This window comes from Bradyrhizobium yuanmingense (assembly GCF_900094575.1).
Lineage (GTDB): Bacteria > Pseudomonadota > Alphaproteobacteria > Rhizobiales > Xanthobacteraceae > Bradyrhizobium > Bradyrhizobium yuanmingense.
In genome coordinates this window covers 1,068,423-1,083,724 of sequence record NZ_FMAE01000001.1, presented here as the reverse complement: position 1 = coordinate 1,083,724, position 15,302 = coordinate 1,068,423, and the positions used below count along the sequence as shown (strand labels likewise).

At 64.0% G+C, this 15,302-nt stretch carries 12 protein-coding genes; 10 read left to right on the top strand and 2 right to left on the bottom strand.

The window, feature by feature from the left end; translation table 11 throughout:
* Nucleotides 1-696 precede the first annotated feature (696 nt).
* Both GA0061099_RS04945 and GA0061099_RS04940 read left to right on the top strand, forming a co-directional pair.
* Nucleotides 697-1,005 carry a hypothetical protein gene (locus tag GA0061099_RS04945; RefSeq protein ID WP_036006853.1) on the top strand — a complete coding sequence of 103 codons (309 nt, stop codon included), beginning with the start codon at nt 697-699 and terminating at the stop codon, nt 1,003-1,005.
* A gap of 132 nt (nt 1,006-1,137) precedes the next feature.
* Entirely contained in the window at nt 1,138-2,850 is a 1,713-nt protein-coding gene (locus GA0061099_RS04940; protein WP_063822488.1) for a tetratricopeptide repeat protein, read from the top strand.
* Between the two features lie 245 nt (nt 2,851-3,095).
* Here the strand turns inward: GA0061099_RS04940 and GA0061099_RS04935 are convergent, their stop codons facing one another.
* A complete protein-coding gene (locus GA0061099_RS04935) occupies nt 3,096-3,920 on the bottom strand; it encodes an SDR family NAD(P)-dependent oxidoreductase (protein ID WP_036030432.1) in 825 nt (274 codons plus the stop codon).
* Nucleotides 3,921-3,943: 23 nt separating this feature from the next.
* Nucleotides 3,944-4,081, bottom strand: coding sequence for a hypothetical protein (locus tag GA0061099_RS41045; protein ID WP_157785121.1), 138 nt, complete (start codon nt 4,079-4,081; stop codon nt 3,944-3,946).
* A 153-nt stretch (nt 4,082-4,234) separates the two neighbouring features.
* Here GA0061099_RS41045 and GA0061099_RS04930 point away from each other — a divergent pair, with 153 nt between their 5' ends.
* The 8 genes from GA0061099_RS04930 (at nt 4,235) to GA0061099_RS04895 (ending at nt 15,257) form a co-directional block, all read left to right on the top strand.
* A complete protein-coding gene (locus tag GA0061099_RS04930; protein WP_036030429.1) occupies nt 4,235-5,740 on the top strand; it encodes a glucan biosynthesis protein G in 1,506 nt (501 codons plus the stop codon).
* Complete coding sequence (gene mdoH, locus GA0061099_RS04925) at nt 5,728-7,848, top strand: glucans biosynthesis glucosyltransferase MdoH (protein ID WP_036030426.1); 2,121 nt, start codon at nt 5,728-5,730, stop codon at nt 7,846-7,848. The genes GA0061099_RS04930 and mdoH overlap by 13 nt, the downstream gene beginning before the upstream one ends.
* A gap of 142 nt (nt 7,849-7,990) precedes the next feature.
* Nucleotides 7,991-9,046 carry a sugar phosphate isomerase/epimerase family protein gene (locus GA0061099_RS04920; protein WP_036030423.1) on the top strand — a complete coding sequence of 352 codons (1,056 nt, stop codon included), beginning with the start codon at nt 7,991-7,993 and terminating at the stop codon, nt 9,044-9,046.
* Nucleotides 9,047-9,061: 15 nt separating this feature from the next.
* The gene (locus GA0061099_RS04915; protein ID WP_036030420.1) at nt 9,062-10,237 is read left to right on the top strand and encodes a Gfo/Idh/MocA family protein; all 1,176 of its coding nucleotides are present in this window, start codon (nt 9,062-9,064) and stop codon (nt 10,235-10,237) included.
* Nucleotides 10,238-10,687: 450 nt separating this feature from the next.
* Complete coding sequence (locus GA0061099_RS04910) at nt 10,688-11,512, top strand: AfsR/SARP family transcriptional regulator (RefSeq protein WP_050996197.1); 825 nt, start codon at nt 10,688-10,690, stop codon at nt 11,510-11,512.
* A gap of 97 nt (nt 11,513-11,609) precedes the next feature.
* On the top strand, nt 11,610-12,893 hold the full coding sequence (locus GA0061099_RS04905; RefSeq protein ID WP_141697560.1) for a hypothetical protein: 1,284 nt from the start codon (nt 11,610-11,612) through the stop codon (nt 12,891-12,893).
* Nucleotides 12,894-12,954: 61 nt separating this feature from the next.
* The gene (locus GA0061099_RS04900; protein ID WP_036027473.1) at nt 12,955-13,185 is read left to right on the top strand and encodes a hypothetical protein; all 231 of its coding nucleotides are present in this window, start codon (nt 12,955-12,957) and stop codon (nt 13,183-13,185) included.
* A gap of 47 nt (nt 13,186-13,232) precedes the next feature.
* Complete coding sequence (locus tag GA0061099_RS04895) at nt 13,233-15,257, top strand: S8 family serine peptidase (RefSeq protein WP_050996019.1); 2,025 nt, start codon at nt 13,233-13,235, stop codon at nt 15,255-15,257.
* The last annotated feature ends 45 nt before the right edge of the window (nt 15,258-15,302 follow it).

Below are 15,302 nucleotides of genomic sequence, written 5' to 3'. Positions count from 1 at the left end.
TCTTGATCGCGAGCCGGGCTTGCGGTGGACGCGGCAGCGTCGGGCGCGAAAGGTGCGGGCAGGGAGGGTAGTCCCCGGTGAGCTCGCGGCCACGCGCGGACGAACGGCGCTGCTAGGTCTCGTCTCGTCTTGCAAGTTTCCGGCGCTGTCGACAGTGTCAGGGAATACTGCAGCGAAATGGCGGGCCGTGCGTACGGCAAAACCGTGTGGTCCTGGCCGTCGTTGCTACGGTCAAGCTCTTGCGGAGGCGGCAGTCGCGTCAACCGGCGCGCGTGCCGGTGAATTCCGCGAGCGCGAGGGAGGCCAGAAGGAACTCGGCTCCCGGGAGAGCGCGGCATAAGCCGTCCGACCATCGCGCAGGGAAGGCCGAGTGATCGGCACCACCTGTATGCTGCTGTGCGGTTTTCTGCGTGTGCATTTTGCGCAGCGGACCGCGGGTGCGATGTCAGCACCCGGCCTTCCCTGTGCCCTCTTGGCTTTGAGAGGGTGGAGTGACCAGGCAAAGCTCGGGCGACATGCGCCGCGAGAATGCGGAGCTGCGTCCGGCATTTGGAATCGAGGCTGGGTGGCGAATGGCACGTGTGGCTGGGGTGACCGCGGCGCGGCGCCGTGGCTGCCTGATGTTGAAGCCCTGCCCCACCGGGGAACCGCCGAGCTTTGTTCGCCGTTTGCATCCGGAAGCATGGGTGAGCCGCGATGAAATGGATGCTGGTGGTTCTGGTCGGCGGCGTGACGCCTGTCAACACAGACCTGGTATTTGACAAGTTCGCCGATTGCCTTTCGGCGGAAGAGCAGATGCGCAAGCACTATTCTGACGCTTTCGACGCTTGGGACAAGTGGGCGGCGATGAACATCGAGCGGCGTCGCGACTATTCCAAAGCCCGCGATGCGCAAGCCAAGCGCTTGTTGGGCAATGTCGGAACGTGCGTGCCTCATGGCGACGGCACGGTCGTGAAGCCGGAGGCCAGCCCTTCACCGCCGCCTTCGCCCAAGCCGAGCCCATGACAAGCAAACGAAGCGACCCCAAGCATGCTCCGCGGCCGCACTCGGGAAGCAAGCGACCGGTTCTGTGATCACCATCACAGGCGCGGCCGCCTTTTCCTGTCTATACTGCGGCTCGGAGGCAGGGTGGCGACCATGCGGAATCGGATTGCACTGGTTTTCAGTTTCTTTTTCTTCACTTCTCTGGCAGCCGCTGATCTTGCGGCCGCAGACGATCGGACAATCTGCGCGCAGCGCGGCCATGACGACCGCATCGCCGCGTGCTCGCGGCTGATCGCAAAGAGCGGTGGGCGCGACGCCGTGGCGTTCGACAATCGCGGTGCCGAATATGGCGACAAGGGCGACTACGATCGCGCCATCTCCGATTTCAGCGAGGCCATCCGCATCGATCCGAAATACGCGCTTGCCTGGCAGCATCGCGGCGCCGCCCTGCTTCGCCGGAACGAGGTGGATCGGGCCATCGCCGACCTGACCCAGTCGATCCGGCTCGATGCAAACAATCTGAACGCCTTGAACGACCGCGGCATGGCCTATGCCGCAGCAGGTGATTCCGAGCGCGCGCTTTCGGACTACAACGCAGCGATCCGCATCAATCCGAGGTTCAAGTTCGCCTACTTCAATCGAGGGCGGCTCTATGCCGGCAAGGGCGATCACACAAGGGCGATCGCCGAATACTCCGAGGTCATTCGCATTGACCCGACCTACGGTTATGCGTTCAACAATCGCGGACTGTCCTATCGGGACACCGGCCAGTCCGAGCGTGCCGTGGCCGATTTCAGCGAGGCGATCCGGCTTTTGCCGAGGACGACGCTGGCCTACAACAACCGCGGCGACATTTATCTCCTTCAGGGCAGGTACGATCAAGCCCTCGCCGATTTCAATGACTCGCTGCGCAATGATCCGCAACATCAGAGCGCGCTGGTAAACCGCGGAATGGTGTTCGAGAAGCTGGGCGAGGTCGCAAAGGCCCGCGCCGACTTCAACGCAGCTCTGGCTGCCCCGCAGAAGTACGACAGCGCGAAATGGTCGATGGACAAGGCGCGCGAACGCCTCGCCGCGCTGGACGATACGTCCATCAAGACCGTTCCCGCCACCACCACGTCGGTCATCGCGCTGCCGGGACCGTCAAATAGAAATGACAGGCGCATCGCGCTCGTGGTCGGAAACTCCGCTTATGAGAATGTCGCAGCGCTCGCCAATCCGGCGCGTGATGCGGCGCTCGTCGCCGAAACGCTCAGGCTCACCGGATTCGAATCCGTCACGCTGCTGACCGATCTGCGCAAGGATGCGTTGACCGCGGCGCTGCGCGACTTTGCAAGGCAGGCGGAAATCGCCGACTGGGCGATGGTGTATTACGCCGGTCACGGCATGGAGGTCGGCGGCGTCAACTATCTGATCCCGATCGACGCGAAGATCGCCTCCGACCGCGACGTCAGCTTCGAAGCCGTGGCGCTGGACCAGGTGTTGAACGCGGCGGAACGCGCCAAGCGGCTGCGCCTCATCGTCCTCGATGCCTGCCGCGACAATCCCTTCGCCAACCAGATGAAGCGCACCATGACGCTGGCGTCGCGTTCGGTGTCGCGCGGCCTTGCGGCGATCGAGCCCGAGGCGGGCACGCTGGTGGTGTATGCCGCCAAGGACGGAGAGATGGCGCTCGACGGAGAGGGCAGGAACAGCCCGTTCGCCACGGCGTTCGTCAACAACATGCGCAAGCCCGGTCTCGAGGTGCGCCGGCTGTTCGACGTCGTGCGTGACGACGTCATGGAGGCGACCAATCGTGCACAAAAACCGTTCAGCTACGGATCGGTCTCGGGCCGGCAGGATTTTTACTTCGTTGCCGGGAAATGAGACGCAAGGCTTTGGCTGTCGCGCCGGCCAAAATTCACGGTATTGAGCCGAATTTCGGAATATCGTACACCCCGCCCATCCGGGCTCATCGTTGCGCGGACGAACGGCGCTGCTAGGTCGCCTGCAATGAGTGGCGCCTGTCGGAGGCATGTTGCCCCCTGGTCCATCGGCGCAAGCGCCCTGTCCGCGGGTCACGCATCGTGCCCGACAATCGGTCTTGCGACATGGATGACATTTTCGGCCGCTCACGCCGGCCACGCCTGTCCACCGCCGTCAATCCGCAACACCTGGCCCGAGACGAAGGCACCCATGGGTCCTGCAAAAAACTCGACCACGCGAGCGACCTCGTCGACGGTGGCGATGCGGTCGAGCGTCCCGGTCTTGACCATCCGGTTGGGGTCGACCGCTCGGGTGCCAAGAAATCGGCCGGTGCGGGTGTCACCTGGCGCGATGCAGTTGACGGCGATGTCGTAGGCACGGAGCTGGTCGGCAAGACAACGCGTGTAATGCGTCACGCCGGCCTTCGCCACCGCATAGATCGAGCCGTTGGTGCGGCCCTTGAAGGCGGCGACCGAGCCGAGCGTGACGATGCGGCCGCGCCGCCGCTCCATCATGCCCTTCGCGACCGCCTGGCAGGTCAGGATGGTCGAGAGCAGGTTCCGTTCCAGCACAGCCCGTATGTCGGCTTCCTTGATGTTCACGGCATCGTTCGGATCGGGCTTGCCACCCGCAGCCGCGATATCGCCGCCCGCATTGTGCACGAGGATGTCGATCGGACCGAGAGCAGCCTCGGTTTCGGCAATCACCCGCGAGATATCGTTGGTCCTGGTGAGATCGCCAAGCACGCGCACGGTGCTCACGCCGAATGCTCGGCTGATCTCCGCGGCAACGGCAGTGAGCGTGGTGCCCTCGCCATATTCGGCCGGTCCGTTCTCGCGCATGCCGTGTATCGCGACGCTGGCACCGAGCGCGGCGAGCTTTTCCGCAAAGGCGCGGCCGAGCCCTCGCCCTGCGCCGGTCACCAGGGCCACCTGCCCAGCCAAAATCCTCGTCCTGTCAGGCGATGCCATGATCCTCTTCCTGCTATGAAATGTCACTCCGCTGCGACATTGAAGCCGATCGCCAGCGCTTGCACCAGGCACATCGGCGCCACCCGCGTGCGGAGCACCGGCTTGGGCATGTCCTGGATCTTGAAGACGGCGCTGGCGCCCTCGATGGCACGCGTTCGCACAGAGACACTGCAGGACGGCGAATTTCATCCGGTTTGGGCATTTAGCTTACCTCTATTTGGCCGCTCCTCGAGTTGGGCGCCGGACCGGCTGGAACTCGTGGGCGTGATGGTCGTTTGCTTGGCCGGGGCAGCAGTAACGATCGGGGAGAGCACGTGAACCGACGCCAGCTTGTTCAAGGGTCGGCAGTGCTGCCGGCGTTGCTGCTTGCTTCCCGATGCAGTCTGGCCGCCCCTTCGGATGACATTTTCGGGCCGTCCACCGTGAGGGACCTGGCGCGGAGGCTGGCGGGCAAGCCGTACGAGGCGCCGGACGAGAAGCTCCCGGGCGGATTGAAGGACCTGGACTACGATCAGTATCGTTCGATCCGCTTTTTGCCCGAGCGGGCGCTCTGGCGCGGCAAGAATCTTCCGTTCGAAGCGCAGTTTTTCCACCGCGGCTTCTTCTACAAGAACAGAGTGAACATCTTCGAGGTCGCGGACGGAAAGGCATCCGAGCTCAAGTACCGCAAGGCGGACTTCTCCTTCGGCGAGAAGGTCCCGCCGTTCGAGGACAGCGATCTCGGGTTCGCGGGCTTCCGCATCCATGCGCCGATGAACCGTCCCGACTATTACGACGAGGTCTGCGTCTTCCTAGGTGCGAGCTATTTCCGCGCCGTGGCCAAGGGGCAGACCTACGGGCTTTCCGCGAGGGGGCTGTCGATCGATACGGGCGAAGCCAAGGGCGAGGAATTTCCGCTCTTCAAGACGTTCTGGCTCGAACGGCCGGCGCCGGGTGCGACCTCGTTGGTGATTCATGCTCTGCTCGACAGCAGGAGCTGCACCGCGAGCTACCGGTTCACCGTGCGCCCCGGGGAGACGACGGTCTTCGACGTCGAGATGTCGGTCTACCCGCGCGTCGAGATGCCGCGCGCCGGTCTCGCGCCCATGACCAGCATGTTCTTTTATGGTCCGAACGACCGCAACGACATCGACGATTTCCGCCCCTCCGTCCACGATTCCGATGGCCTTGCGATCTTCAACGGGAAGGGCGAAAGCCTCTGGCGGCCGCTCAGCAATCCCCGCGATCTCCAGATCAGCACCTTCCAGGATCTCAATCCGCGTGGCTTCGGGCTGATGCAGCGGGAGAGAAACTTCTTCGCCTACCAGGACATCGAATCCAGTTTCGAAAAACGTCCAAGTCTCTGGATGGAGCCGATCGGCGATTGGGGCGAGGGCGGCGTCACGCTGTTCGAGATCCCGACCAAGGAGGAGGTTCACGACAACATTGCCGCATTCTGGCGCCCGAAAAGCCCGCTCCAGGCCAAGGGCGAACACAACTACACCTATCGGCTGCATTGGGGGCCAGATAGCCCGAAGCCGCATTCGCTGGCCAGATTTACGCGAAGCGGGATAGGGGCGAGGGGCGGAGATGCGCGCCTGTTCGTGCTCGATCTGCATGGCGACAACCTCAAGGGCGTCGATCCTGCCGCTGTCAAAGGCGTGGTGTCGGCGGGGAAGTCTGAGGTGAAGAACATCGTCACGCAGCCTAATCCCTACACCGGTGGGTGGCGGCTCAGCTTCCAGTGCCAGGTGAAAAGCGAGCCGATCGAGCTGCGGGCATTTCTGGCAGAAGGCGACAAGCCCCTGTCGGAAATCTGGGTCTACCGATGGGCACCCTGAGCACTGCACCGCGGCCGATTGCCGGCGATATCGCGACCCAGCGCCTGCTGCCGACGGAGGCCCCCCTTCCGATGGCTCCTGGCGACCTCGGAAAAAGCCTGGTACCCGACCGTATTCCTGCGCCGGCTGCCCCCGCAATGGCCTGGCGGCGCGGCCTCATCCTGCTCTCGACGGCGGCGCTCACGGGGGCCGGCGGATATGAGATGTATCGCGTGCTGCAGGTCGGCGGCGTCACCGTCCTTGAAGCCATGGTGCTGGCGCTCTTCCTGGTCCTGCTCGCCTGGGTCGCCTTCTCGTTCGCCTCCGCGCTGGCCGGCTTCTTCGTGCTGTTGGCCCATCGTCCGGCCGCCTTTGCGCCGGGCGAGGAGCTGCCTGCGATCGCAAGCCGCACCGCCATGCTGCTTCCCACCTACAATGAAGATCCGCACCGATTGACGGCGCGGCTTCGCGCGATCATCGAATCCCTGGAGACGACCTCGCAAGGAAGGCTGTTCGACTGGTACGTTCTGAGCGACAGCACCGATCCCGACATCTGGGTCGCCGAGGAAAAAGCGCTCCTCGCGCTGCGACAAGCCGTCGGAACGCCAAGCCTGTACTATCGCCATCGAGCCGACAACACGGCTCGGAAAGCCGGCAACATCTCCGAGTGGATCACGCGGTTCGGCGGCGCCTACGACTTCATGATCGTGCTCGACGCCGACAGTCTCATGAGCGGGCAGACCATCGTCCGACTGGTCCATGCCATGGAGAGCAATCCGAGCGCCGGCCTCGTCCAGACGCTCCCCATGGTCGTCAACGCGCGAAGCCTGTTCAGCCGGGTCCAGCAATTCGCAGGCCGCCTCTACGGACCGATGATCGCCGCCGGCGTCGCCTGGTGGCACGGCTCGGAAGGTAATTACTGGGGCCACAACGCGATCATCCGGGTGAAGGCGTTCGCGGAATCGGCCGCGCTGCCGCAGTTGCGCGGACGCAAGCCATTCGGCGGGCACATCCTGAGCCACGATTTCGTCGAGGCTGCGTTGATGCGGCGGGCCGGGTGGGGCATCTACATGCTGCCGACGCTCGGCGGGAGCTACGAAGAGGTGCCGCCTTCGCTGCTCGATTTTGCGGCGCGCGACCGACGCTGGTGTCAGGGCAATCTTCAGCATCTGGCTGTCGTGCCAGCGCGGGGTCTCCACTGGGTATCGCGTGTGCATTTCATGGTGGGCATAGGAGCGTATCTGACGGCGCCGCTGTGGCTGCTGTTCCTGCTGCTGGGAATGCTGATCTCGCTGCAGGCTCGGTTCGTGCGGCCGGAGTATTTTCCGAAGGGGTTCTCGTTGTTTCCGACCTGGCCGGCCCAGGATCCCGTGCTCGCCATCTGGGTGTTCGTCGCCACGATGGGTCTGCTGCTGTTGCCGAAGCTGCTCAGCCTGGTCCTCGTTTGGATGCGGGGCTCGGTGAGACGCCAGTTCGGCGGCGCGTTGCGTGCTTCGGCCGGAGTTCTCGCAGAGATCATCGTGTCCGCGCTGATGGCGCCGGTGATGATGATCTTTCAGTCGATCGCCGTCGTCGAGATTCTGGCCGGCCGCGATGCCGGCTGGCAGGCCCAGAGGCGCGACGACGGCACGGTGGAGCGCCGCGAACTCTATCGGAAGTACGGCATTCCAACCCTGTGCGGCGTTGCGATGGCCGCAAGCGCGTACGCGGTTTCGGTGCCCCTTCTGCTTTGGATGTCGCCGGTCATCGTTGGACTGCTGTTCGCCGTTCCCATAGGCGCGCTGACCGCCATGCCCGCCTCCGGAAGATTGTTTGTTACTCCCGAAGAACGAGAGCCGCCTTCCGTGCTGCGGCGAGCGAACGAACTCAGCGCGTCGGCAGACGTAGGGGGCAGCCCCGCCTTGGTGGAGCTGCGCCAAGACCCCGCGCTCCTGGCCTTCCACCTCGCGCAGCTGCTGCCTCCTCGCGCCACCAGGCCCGATACGGTCGACGCCAACCTGGCGGTCGGCCGTGCCAAGGTCGATGCAAGCGAAACTTTCGAGGAGGCCGCAGAGCATCTATCCTCGCGGGAAATCTTCTCGATCTTGAACGACGGTCCGGCGCTTTCCAGCGTGTTGCAGAAGCGATGAAGCTGCGGCCTGGATCTGTCCTGCGGCCGTTTGAAGCTTTTCTCGTTGCATAGTCCGGTATTGCTCTCTCCCTTGATGGCCGGCATCCTCGAACCAAGTGCGCGGAAAAGCGCCCAAAAACGTCCAAGGAAGGAAGCACGCGATGAAGATGATCAAAGGGCCTGCGATATTCCTCGCTCAGTTCGCTGGCGATGCGGCGCCGTTCAATTCGCTCGATGCCATATGCGGATGGGCCGCCTCGCTTGGCTACAAGGGAATTCAGATTCCGAGTTGGGATGGGCGGCTCTTCGACCTGAACAAAGCCTCGGAGTCTCAGACCTATGCCGACGAGGTGAAGGGTGTTGCGGCTCGGCACGGGCTTTCCATCACCGAGCTTTCGACCCATCTGCAAGGCCAGCTCGTCGCCGTTCACCCGGCCTATGATGCGGCGTTCGACGGCTTCGCCGCGCCGGACGTGCGTGGCAATTCCAAGGCCCGCACGGAATGGGCCGTCGATCAGGTCAAGCGCGCCATCCTGGCGTCCCGGCGGCTCGGGCTGACGGCCCAGGCAACGTTTTCCGGCGCGCTTGCCTGGCCCTATGTCTATCCCTGGCCGCAGCGCCCCGCCGGCCTGATCGAGACCGCCTTCGACGAACTCGCCAGGCGCTGGCGGCCGATCCTCGCCTATGCCGACGAGCACGGTGTCGATCTCGCCTATGAGATCCATCCTGGCGAGGACCTCCACGACGGTGTCTCCTACGAAATGTTTCTCGAGCGGGTGAACAATCATCCGCGCGCGAACCTGCTCTACGATCCCTCGCACTTCGTGCTGCAACAGCTCGACTATCTCGACTACATCGACATCTACCACCAGCGCATTAAGGCGTTTCACGTCAAGGACGCCGAATTCAATCCGACCGGTCGCCAGGGCGTCTATGGCGGTTTCCAGAGCTGGGTCGACCGTGCCGGCCGCTTCCGCTCACTCGGCGACGGTCAGGTCGATTTCGGCGCCATTTTCTCCAAGCTCACGCAATACGATTACGACAGCTGGGCGGTGCTCGAGTGGGAGTGTGCCCTGAAACATCCCGAGCAAGGCGCGGCCGAAGGCGCCGAGTTCATCCAAAACCATATCATCCGGGTGACGGAGAAAGCCTTCGACGATTTCGCAGGCGGCGGCGCTGACGCGGCTGCCAACCGCAAGATGCTCGGCATCTCCTAAAACAGAGGGTGCAACATGGCGATCGAAGCAAGCAATGAAACCGGCGGCCATCGCCGTATCCGCCTCGGCATGGTCGGCGGGGGCCAAGGCGCCTTCATCGGTGCCGTCCACCGCATTGCCGCGCGCATCGACGACCAGTTCGAGCTGGTCGCCGGCGCGCTCGCGTCGGATCCGGTTCGCGCCAAGACGTCCGCAAAGGAGCTCGGTATCGCCGACGACCGGGCCTATGGCTCGTTCGAGGAGATGGCGCGGGCTGAAGCGGCGAGGGCGGATGCCATCGAGGCGGTCGCGATCGTGACGCCCAACCACATGCACCGCCCGGTCGCGAAAGCCTTCCTCGAAGCCGGCATCCACGTCATCTGCGACAAGCCGCTGACGACGACCGTTGCAGAGGCCGAGGAACTGGTGGCGCTGGTCAGGAAGACCGGCAGGATCTTCGTCGTCACGCACAATTACACCGGCTATCCCATGATCCGGCAAGCGCGCGCCATGGTCGCGAATGGCGATCTCGGCGAGATCCGTCTCGTCAAGGTCGAGTATCTGCAGGATTGGCTGACCGAGCCATTGGAAACCACCGGCCAGAAGCAGGCGGCGTGGCGCACCGACCCGTCCCGGTCCGGCGCCGGCGGGTGCATCGGCGACATCGGCACCCATGCTTACAATCTTGCCTGCTTCGTCAGCGGGCTCGAGCTCGACGAGCTGCTCGCGCAATTGTCGACCTTCGTCGAGGGACGGCGGCTCGACGATGATGTCCAGATCCTCCTGAAGTGGAAGGGCGGCGCCAAGGGCATGCTGTGGGCGAGTCAGGTTGCCGTCGGCAACGAGAACGGGCTCACGCTGCGCGTCTACGGCAGCAAAGGCGGCCTCGAATGGGCGCAGGAGAATCCGAACCATCTCTGGTTCACACCCTACGGCAAGCCCAGGCAGCTCCTGACCCGCGGCGGAGCCGGCGCAATGGGCGAGGCCGCCCGCGTTAGCCACATCCCATCAGGCCACCCTGAGGGCTACCTTGAAGGCTTCGCAACGATCTATGCCGAGGCGGCGCGCGCCATCCGCGCGGCAGCGGCCGGTGAAAAGCCGCATCCCGATGTCGTCTTCCCGACGGTCGAGGATGGCCTCGCCGGCGTGAAGTTGATCGATGCTGCGGTGAAGTCGTCCGCGGGTAATGGCGTCTGGGTTCGGATGACGTAAGGCGGTCGCGAAGCCGCGGAACCCGTTGTCGACGGATCTGCTCTATATGGATGCAATCGTGACCGATGACTTCGCTTTGTCGAGTACCGCCGAGTGAGACAACTCGCACGGCATTCGGTGCGTCACGTGATGCGACAGCTTGCGGCGTCCGGCGTCCGCACGAAAGATGCATCAAATGCGAGCAATTGTGGCGCCTGCAATTTGCATGCTGACTATGGGCTACCTCACACATCTGAAATTTCCGCTCTCACAAATTGCTGACGCGGAGCCAAGGCGAGTTCCATTGCTTTGTCTAACCTAGATTGTATGGTGCTCGTAAGAGCATTCGGTCTGATCGACGATGTGCGGCCAATCGGCGCTGTCCGTGTCCTAGTGATCATGATCATAAGAAGAATGTTCGCCCCTGGATAAGAATGAGGGACAGAAGACAATGACCGAAGGAAAAGGACAATGTCGCTGCTCCAGATCAATCTCTTCGGCGGTGTCGAGGTCGTGTGTGCGACCGGCGAGTCGGTGTTGATCCCCAGTCGCAAGGCTGCAACTCTCCTGGGTTACGTGGCGCTCAGTTCCCCTCGCGCCATTTCGCGCGGCAAGCTCGCGACGCTGTTGTGGGACGGGCATTTCGGCGATCGCGCGCGCGCCAGTCTTCGACAAGCCCTGCTCACGTTGCGGCGTGAGCTGCCGCGATATTCGGATGTGATTCTGGCCGATCGCGATGATATACGCATCTGTCCGAACAGCATCAGCACCGATGTCGGGGAATTCGAGCGGCTTTTGACGGGAGGGGATCCCGAACGTCTGGCCCGCGCGGCGGTGCTTTATCGCGGCGACCTTCTCGAGGGCATCGGCTCGACCTCATGCCAATTCGAGGCCTGGCTGTCTGCCGAGCGCCAGCGACTGCGGACCCAGGCGATGCGGGCGCTTGCGGGCCTGCTCGACTCCGGCGGGCGCGAACACATGGATATCGCGATCGCACTCGCGCTACGGATCCTCGCAATCGACCCGTTGCAGGAAGAGATCCATCGCATCTTGATGCGCTGTTACGCGCAGCAAGGCCGCCGGACCGATGCGCTCCGTCAGTACGATCTCTGCCGCTCCGTACTGTGGCGCGAGGTTCGCGCAGCGCCGGAGCGAGAGACGGAACGGCTGCAGCTCGAAATCCGGCACACGTTCCGAGCCGCTGTGAGATCTACTTCACTCAAATTGCCTCGCGATAAGAATTCTGACGCAACTTTCACGCTCGACGTGACGCCTGCATCACGATCCCTGTCGTAGCCTTCAGCCGCTCGCACAATCGTGCGCAGTGATCCCGCCTCCCTGTGGGGAGCGCGTGTCGCTCACGGCTCAAGCACTTCATCAGGAGATTTTGAACATGACTGGATTTCAGCAACAGACTGAGGACTACGGCCAATTGGACCCGCAGGGGATCTTCGGCTCGATCCTCGGCGGCGCGGCCGGACGCGTTATCGGCAATATGCTCGGCGGCAAGAAGGGGAAGCAGATCGGCGGCGCGATCGGCAACATCGGTGGTGGCTTCCTGCCGTTCTCGGCCGGTCCGGACATGCAAGGTACCGTGCAGGTCTCCGACATGGAGTTGCAGGGCTTCTGGAGCGTGCTGAAGAAGATCGGCCAGGGCGTGCAGACCGGCGTGAATGTCGGCAAGCAGCTCGGCGTGTTCAGCGCCCAGCCTGGCCTGGAGCCCGCGGCGGCGCAGGTTTCCGACATGGAGCTGCAGAGCTTCTGGAGCGTGCTGAAGAAGATCGGTCAGGGCGTGCAGACCGGCGTGAATGTCGGCAAGCAGCTTGGCGTGTTCAGCGCCCAGCCCGGCTTGGAGCCCGCCGCGGCGCAGGTTTCCGACATCGAGCTGCAGAGCTTCTGGAGCGTGCTGAAGAAGATCGGCCAGGGTGCCCAGACCGGCCTCGATATCGGTCGCCAGCTCGGCGTGTTCAGTGCCGGCCCCGGCGGTCAGCCTGCCGCGGCGCAAGTCTCCGACATGGAGCTGCAGAGCTTCTGGAGCGTGCTGAAGAAGATCGGCCAGGGCGTGCAGACCGGCTTGGACGTCGGCAAGCAGCTCGGCGTGTTCAGCGCCCAGCCCGGCCTGCAGCCCGCGGCGGCGGAGGTCTCCGACATGGAGCTGCAGGGCTTCTGGAGCGTGCTGAAGAAGATCGGGCAGGGCGTGCAGACCGGCTTGGATGTGGGCAAGCAGCTCGGCGTGTTCAGCGCCCAGCCCGGCCTGCAGCCCGCGGCGGCGCAAGTCTCCGACATGGAGCTGCAGAGCTTCTGGAGCGTGCTGAAGAAGATCGGCCAGGGCGTGCAGACCGGCTTGGATGTGGGCAAGCAGCTCGGCGTGTTCAGCGCCCAGCCCGGCCTGCAACCCGCGGCGGCGCAAGTCTCCGACATGGAGCTGCAGAGCTTCTGGAGCGTGCTGAAGAAGATCGGCCAGGGCGTGCAGACCGGCTTGGATGTGGGCAAGCAGCTCGGCGTGTTCAGCGCCCAGCCCGGCCTGCAGCCCGCGGCGGCGCAGGTCTCCGACATCGAGCTGCAGGGCTTCTGGAGCGTGCTGAAGAAGATCGGCCAGGGCGCCCAGACCGGCCTCGATATCGGCCGTCAGCTCGGAGTCTTCAACGCCGGCCAGCCCGCTGGCACGATGCACTAGACCCAACGCGTGGGGGCGGGCGCAAGCCCGCCCTCTGCGCTTAGACGTGAATGGAAACCAGATGGCCGATTCAACCGCGTCGCAGCAATTCATCGTGCAGGGAGGCCCGGTCCAATCCGGTGAGCTCAACGAACACTTGCAGCGTGAACCCGGCGTGAAGCGAGTCGCGCAAGTCGCACCCGATGTCGTCATCTTGTCGATGACGACGACACAGGCCGATCACCTGAAATCGACGTTTGCCACGCTGGTGGTCGAACCGGATTCAGCGCTGAAGCCATTCGATGCCGACTGACGTCGGTGGGCAAACATTGGACACGCAAAACATCAAGGAGGCCGCAGATGGCCACGAAAGGCAAATCAGGAACTTCCACGCAGGGCGAGCACGACGCGACCGAAGCCGCGATGAACGGCAACGGGTCCGTTCCGGACCAGGGCACCGCTCCATCATCGTCACGGGGGCAGGAGCCCGCAACGATCGCAGCGCGCCCGGCGCAATTCATGATCGCGCCGCAGCAGCAGCCCGGGCTTGCGACCTTCAGCGTCGATTTCCTGACTCAGCAGCTCAGCAACAGTCCCGACATCGAAGTGGTGAAAACGGTCTCTCCGCCGCGCCTGTTCGGATTTCAGAGCGCAGAGCTCGGACAAGTGCCGCTCAGCCCGCTGGTCCTCGCCAAGATGACTCCTGACAAGGCCAAGTTGCTGCAGACCCAGGCGGGACAGCGTTGCGCGGTGGAGCGCGACGAGCGGCTGAGCTACATGCTCGATCCGACCACGCCGCAGCTGCCCAATCCGGGGGTGCTGACACCGCTGGCCGACGGCTTCACGACCACGATCGAAGTGCTGGGCCAGGATGGTCCGCTGCCTGAAGCCGAGGTTTATGTGTTCGGCAGCATGTGGCCGGCCCAAGGCATCACCGACGCCACCGGCCGCGCCACAGTGACCCTGCAAGGCGAAAGACCCGAGACCATCCGCTCGATCCTGGTCAAACCGAAGATCGACTACTGGACCTTCTGGCTCGATCGTCCGCAGCTCGTTCCTAACAGCGTCAACCGGATCGTTGCCAGGGCGCTCGGCGCGGTGTTGCGGAATTTCCCCGGCCAGCAATTGATGGGATGGGGTGAGCGCGCGATGGGCCTTGATCGTCTGCCTCCGTCCTTCGATGGCGCCGGCATGAAGATCGCAGTCATCGATTCCGGCCTGGCGCCGACCCATCGCAATCTGCACGGCATCACGGCAGGCACCAGTATCGTCGGGACCGACAAGGCGGCCTGGACCGTCGATACGATCGGCCACGGATCGCATTGCGCTGGAATCATCGCTGGCGGACCCGTCGGCGCCGGTGGCGGCATCCGCGGCTTCGCTCCCGCGGCGGAAATCCACGTCTGCCGCATCTTCCCCGGCGGCCGGTTCAGCGATCTCGTCTCCGCGCTCGATTACTGCATGGAGCATGGCATCGATGTTGCCAATATGAGCCTGGGCGGCGGCGAGCCTTCGCGCATTATCGAGGAACGCATCATCCGGGCCAAGCAAATGGGTATGGCCTGCATCATCGCCGCGGGCAATTCCTCGGGGCCGGTGCAGTTTCCCGCGTCGACGCCGCATTGCCTGGCGGTTGCCGCGATCGGCAAGTGGGGCGAATTCCCCAACGACAGCTATCATTCGCAGCAGGCCCTCGACGGCTTCCAGAGCCGCGACGGATATTTTCCGGCAAAGTTCTCCTGCTTCGGTCCGGAGGTCGACGTCTGCGCGCCTGGTGTGGCGATCGTCTCGTCGCTTCCCGCCGATGGCTTCGGAGCATGGGACGGCACCTCGATGGCGACTCCCCATGTCACGGGCCTGGCCGCGCTGGTGCTGGCGCATCATCCGGACTTCACCAAAGGCAACTTTCAGAATCGCGACGCACGCCGTGTCGAGCGGCTGTTCCAAATTCTGAAGGAAACCGCGACGCCGCTGCAGTTTGGCGACCCAAATCGGACCGGAGCGGGATTGCCGAACGTGATGCGGGCACTCGGCCTGGAAACCGGCGTCGCCCCGGTGATCGCCGCCGCTACCGCAACCGACCCTGCGCTGGCAACGTTGCGGCGTCTGCTTGGATTGCAGTCGGTCGAAGCGCCGAGCATGGTTCCCGTGGGGTCGCCGCCGCCGTCCGCCGATCCCGTGCACGGCAGTGCGATCCACGTGGCGCGCGGTCCGGCACAAACGGCGGCCGCCATGAATCTGCAGTCCGTCGATCCGATCAAGAACGGATCGAGCTCCGTCGCTCACGGTCCCGCACAGACCGCAGGCGCGGCAGTCGCGCCCATGATGGTGGATCCGAATCCGGCGCAGATCCGGGAAATCATGCACAGGGTGGGATTGCTCTAACGCGCGTCCTTGGCATCTCAGAAAGGGGCACAGCAGCAGCTGTGC

What these genes read in the sequence shown, in the direction of transcription:
- GA0061099_RS04945 (WP_036006853.1), top strand. Translation starts at nt 697, where the DNA reads ATGAAATGGATGCTGGTGGTTCTGGTCGGCGGCGTGACGCCTGTCAAC.
- GA0061099_RS04940 (WP_063822488.1), top strand. Translation starts at nt 1,138, where the DNA reads ATGCGGAATCGGATTGCACTGGTTTTCAGTTTCTTTTTCTTCACTTCT.
- GA0061099_RS04935 (WP_036030432.1), bottom strand. Translation starts at nt 3,920, where the DNA reads ATGGCATCGCCTGACAGGACGAGGATTTTGGCTGGGCAGGTGGCCCTG.
- mdoH (WP_036030426.1), top strand. Translation starts at nt 5,728, where the DNA reads ATGGGCACCCTGAGCACTGCACCGCGGCCGATTGCCGGCGATATCGCG.
- GA0061099_RS04920 (WP_036030423.1), top strand. Translation starts at nt 7,991, where the DNA reads ATGAAGATGATCAAAGGGCCTGCGATATTCCTCGCTCAGTTCGCTGGC.
- GA0061099_RS04915 (WP_036030420.1), top strand. Translation starts at nt 9,062, where the DNA reads ATGGCGATCGAAGCAAGCAATGAAACCGGCGGCCATCGCCGTATCCGC.
- GA0061099_RS04910 (WP_050996197.1), top strand. Translation starts at nt 10,688, where the DNA reads ATGTCGCTGCTCCAGATCAATCTCTTCGGCGGTGTCGAGGTCGTGTGT.
- GA0061099_RS04905 (WP_141697560.1), top strand. Translation starts at nt 11,610, where the DNA reads ATGACTGGATTTCAGCAACAGACTGAGGACTACGGCCAATTGGACCCG.
- GA0061099_RS04900 (WP_036027473.1), top strand. Translation starts at nt 12,955, where the DNA reads ATGGCCGATTCAACCGCGTCGCAGCAATTCATCGTGCAGGGAGGCCCG.
- GA0061099_RS04895 (WP_050996019.1), top strand. Translation starts at nt 13,233, where the DNA reads ATGGCCACGAAAGGCAAATCAGGAACTTCCACGCAGGGCGAGCACGAC.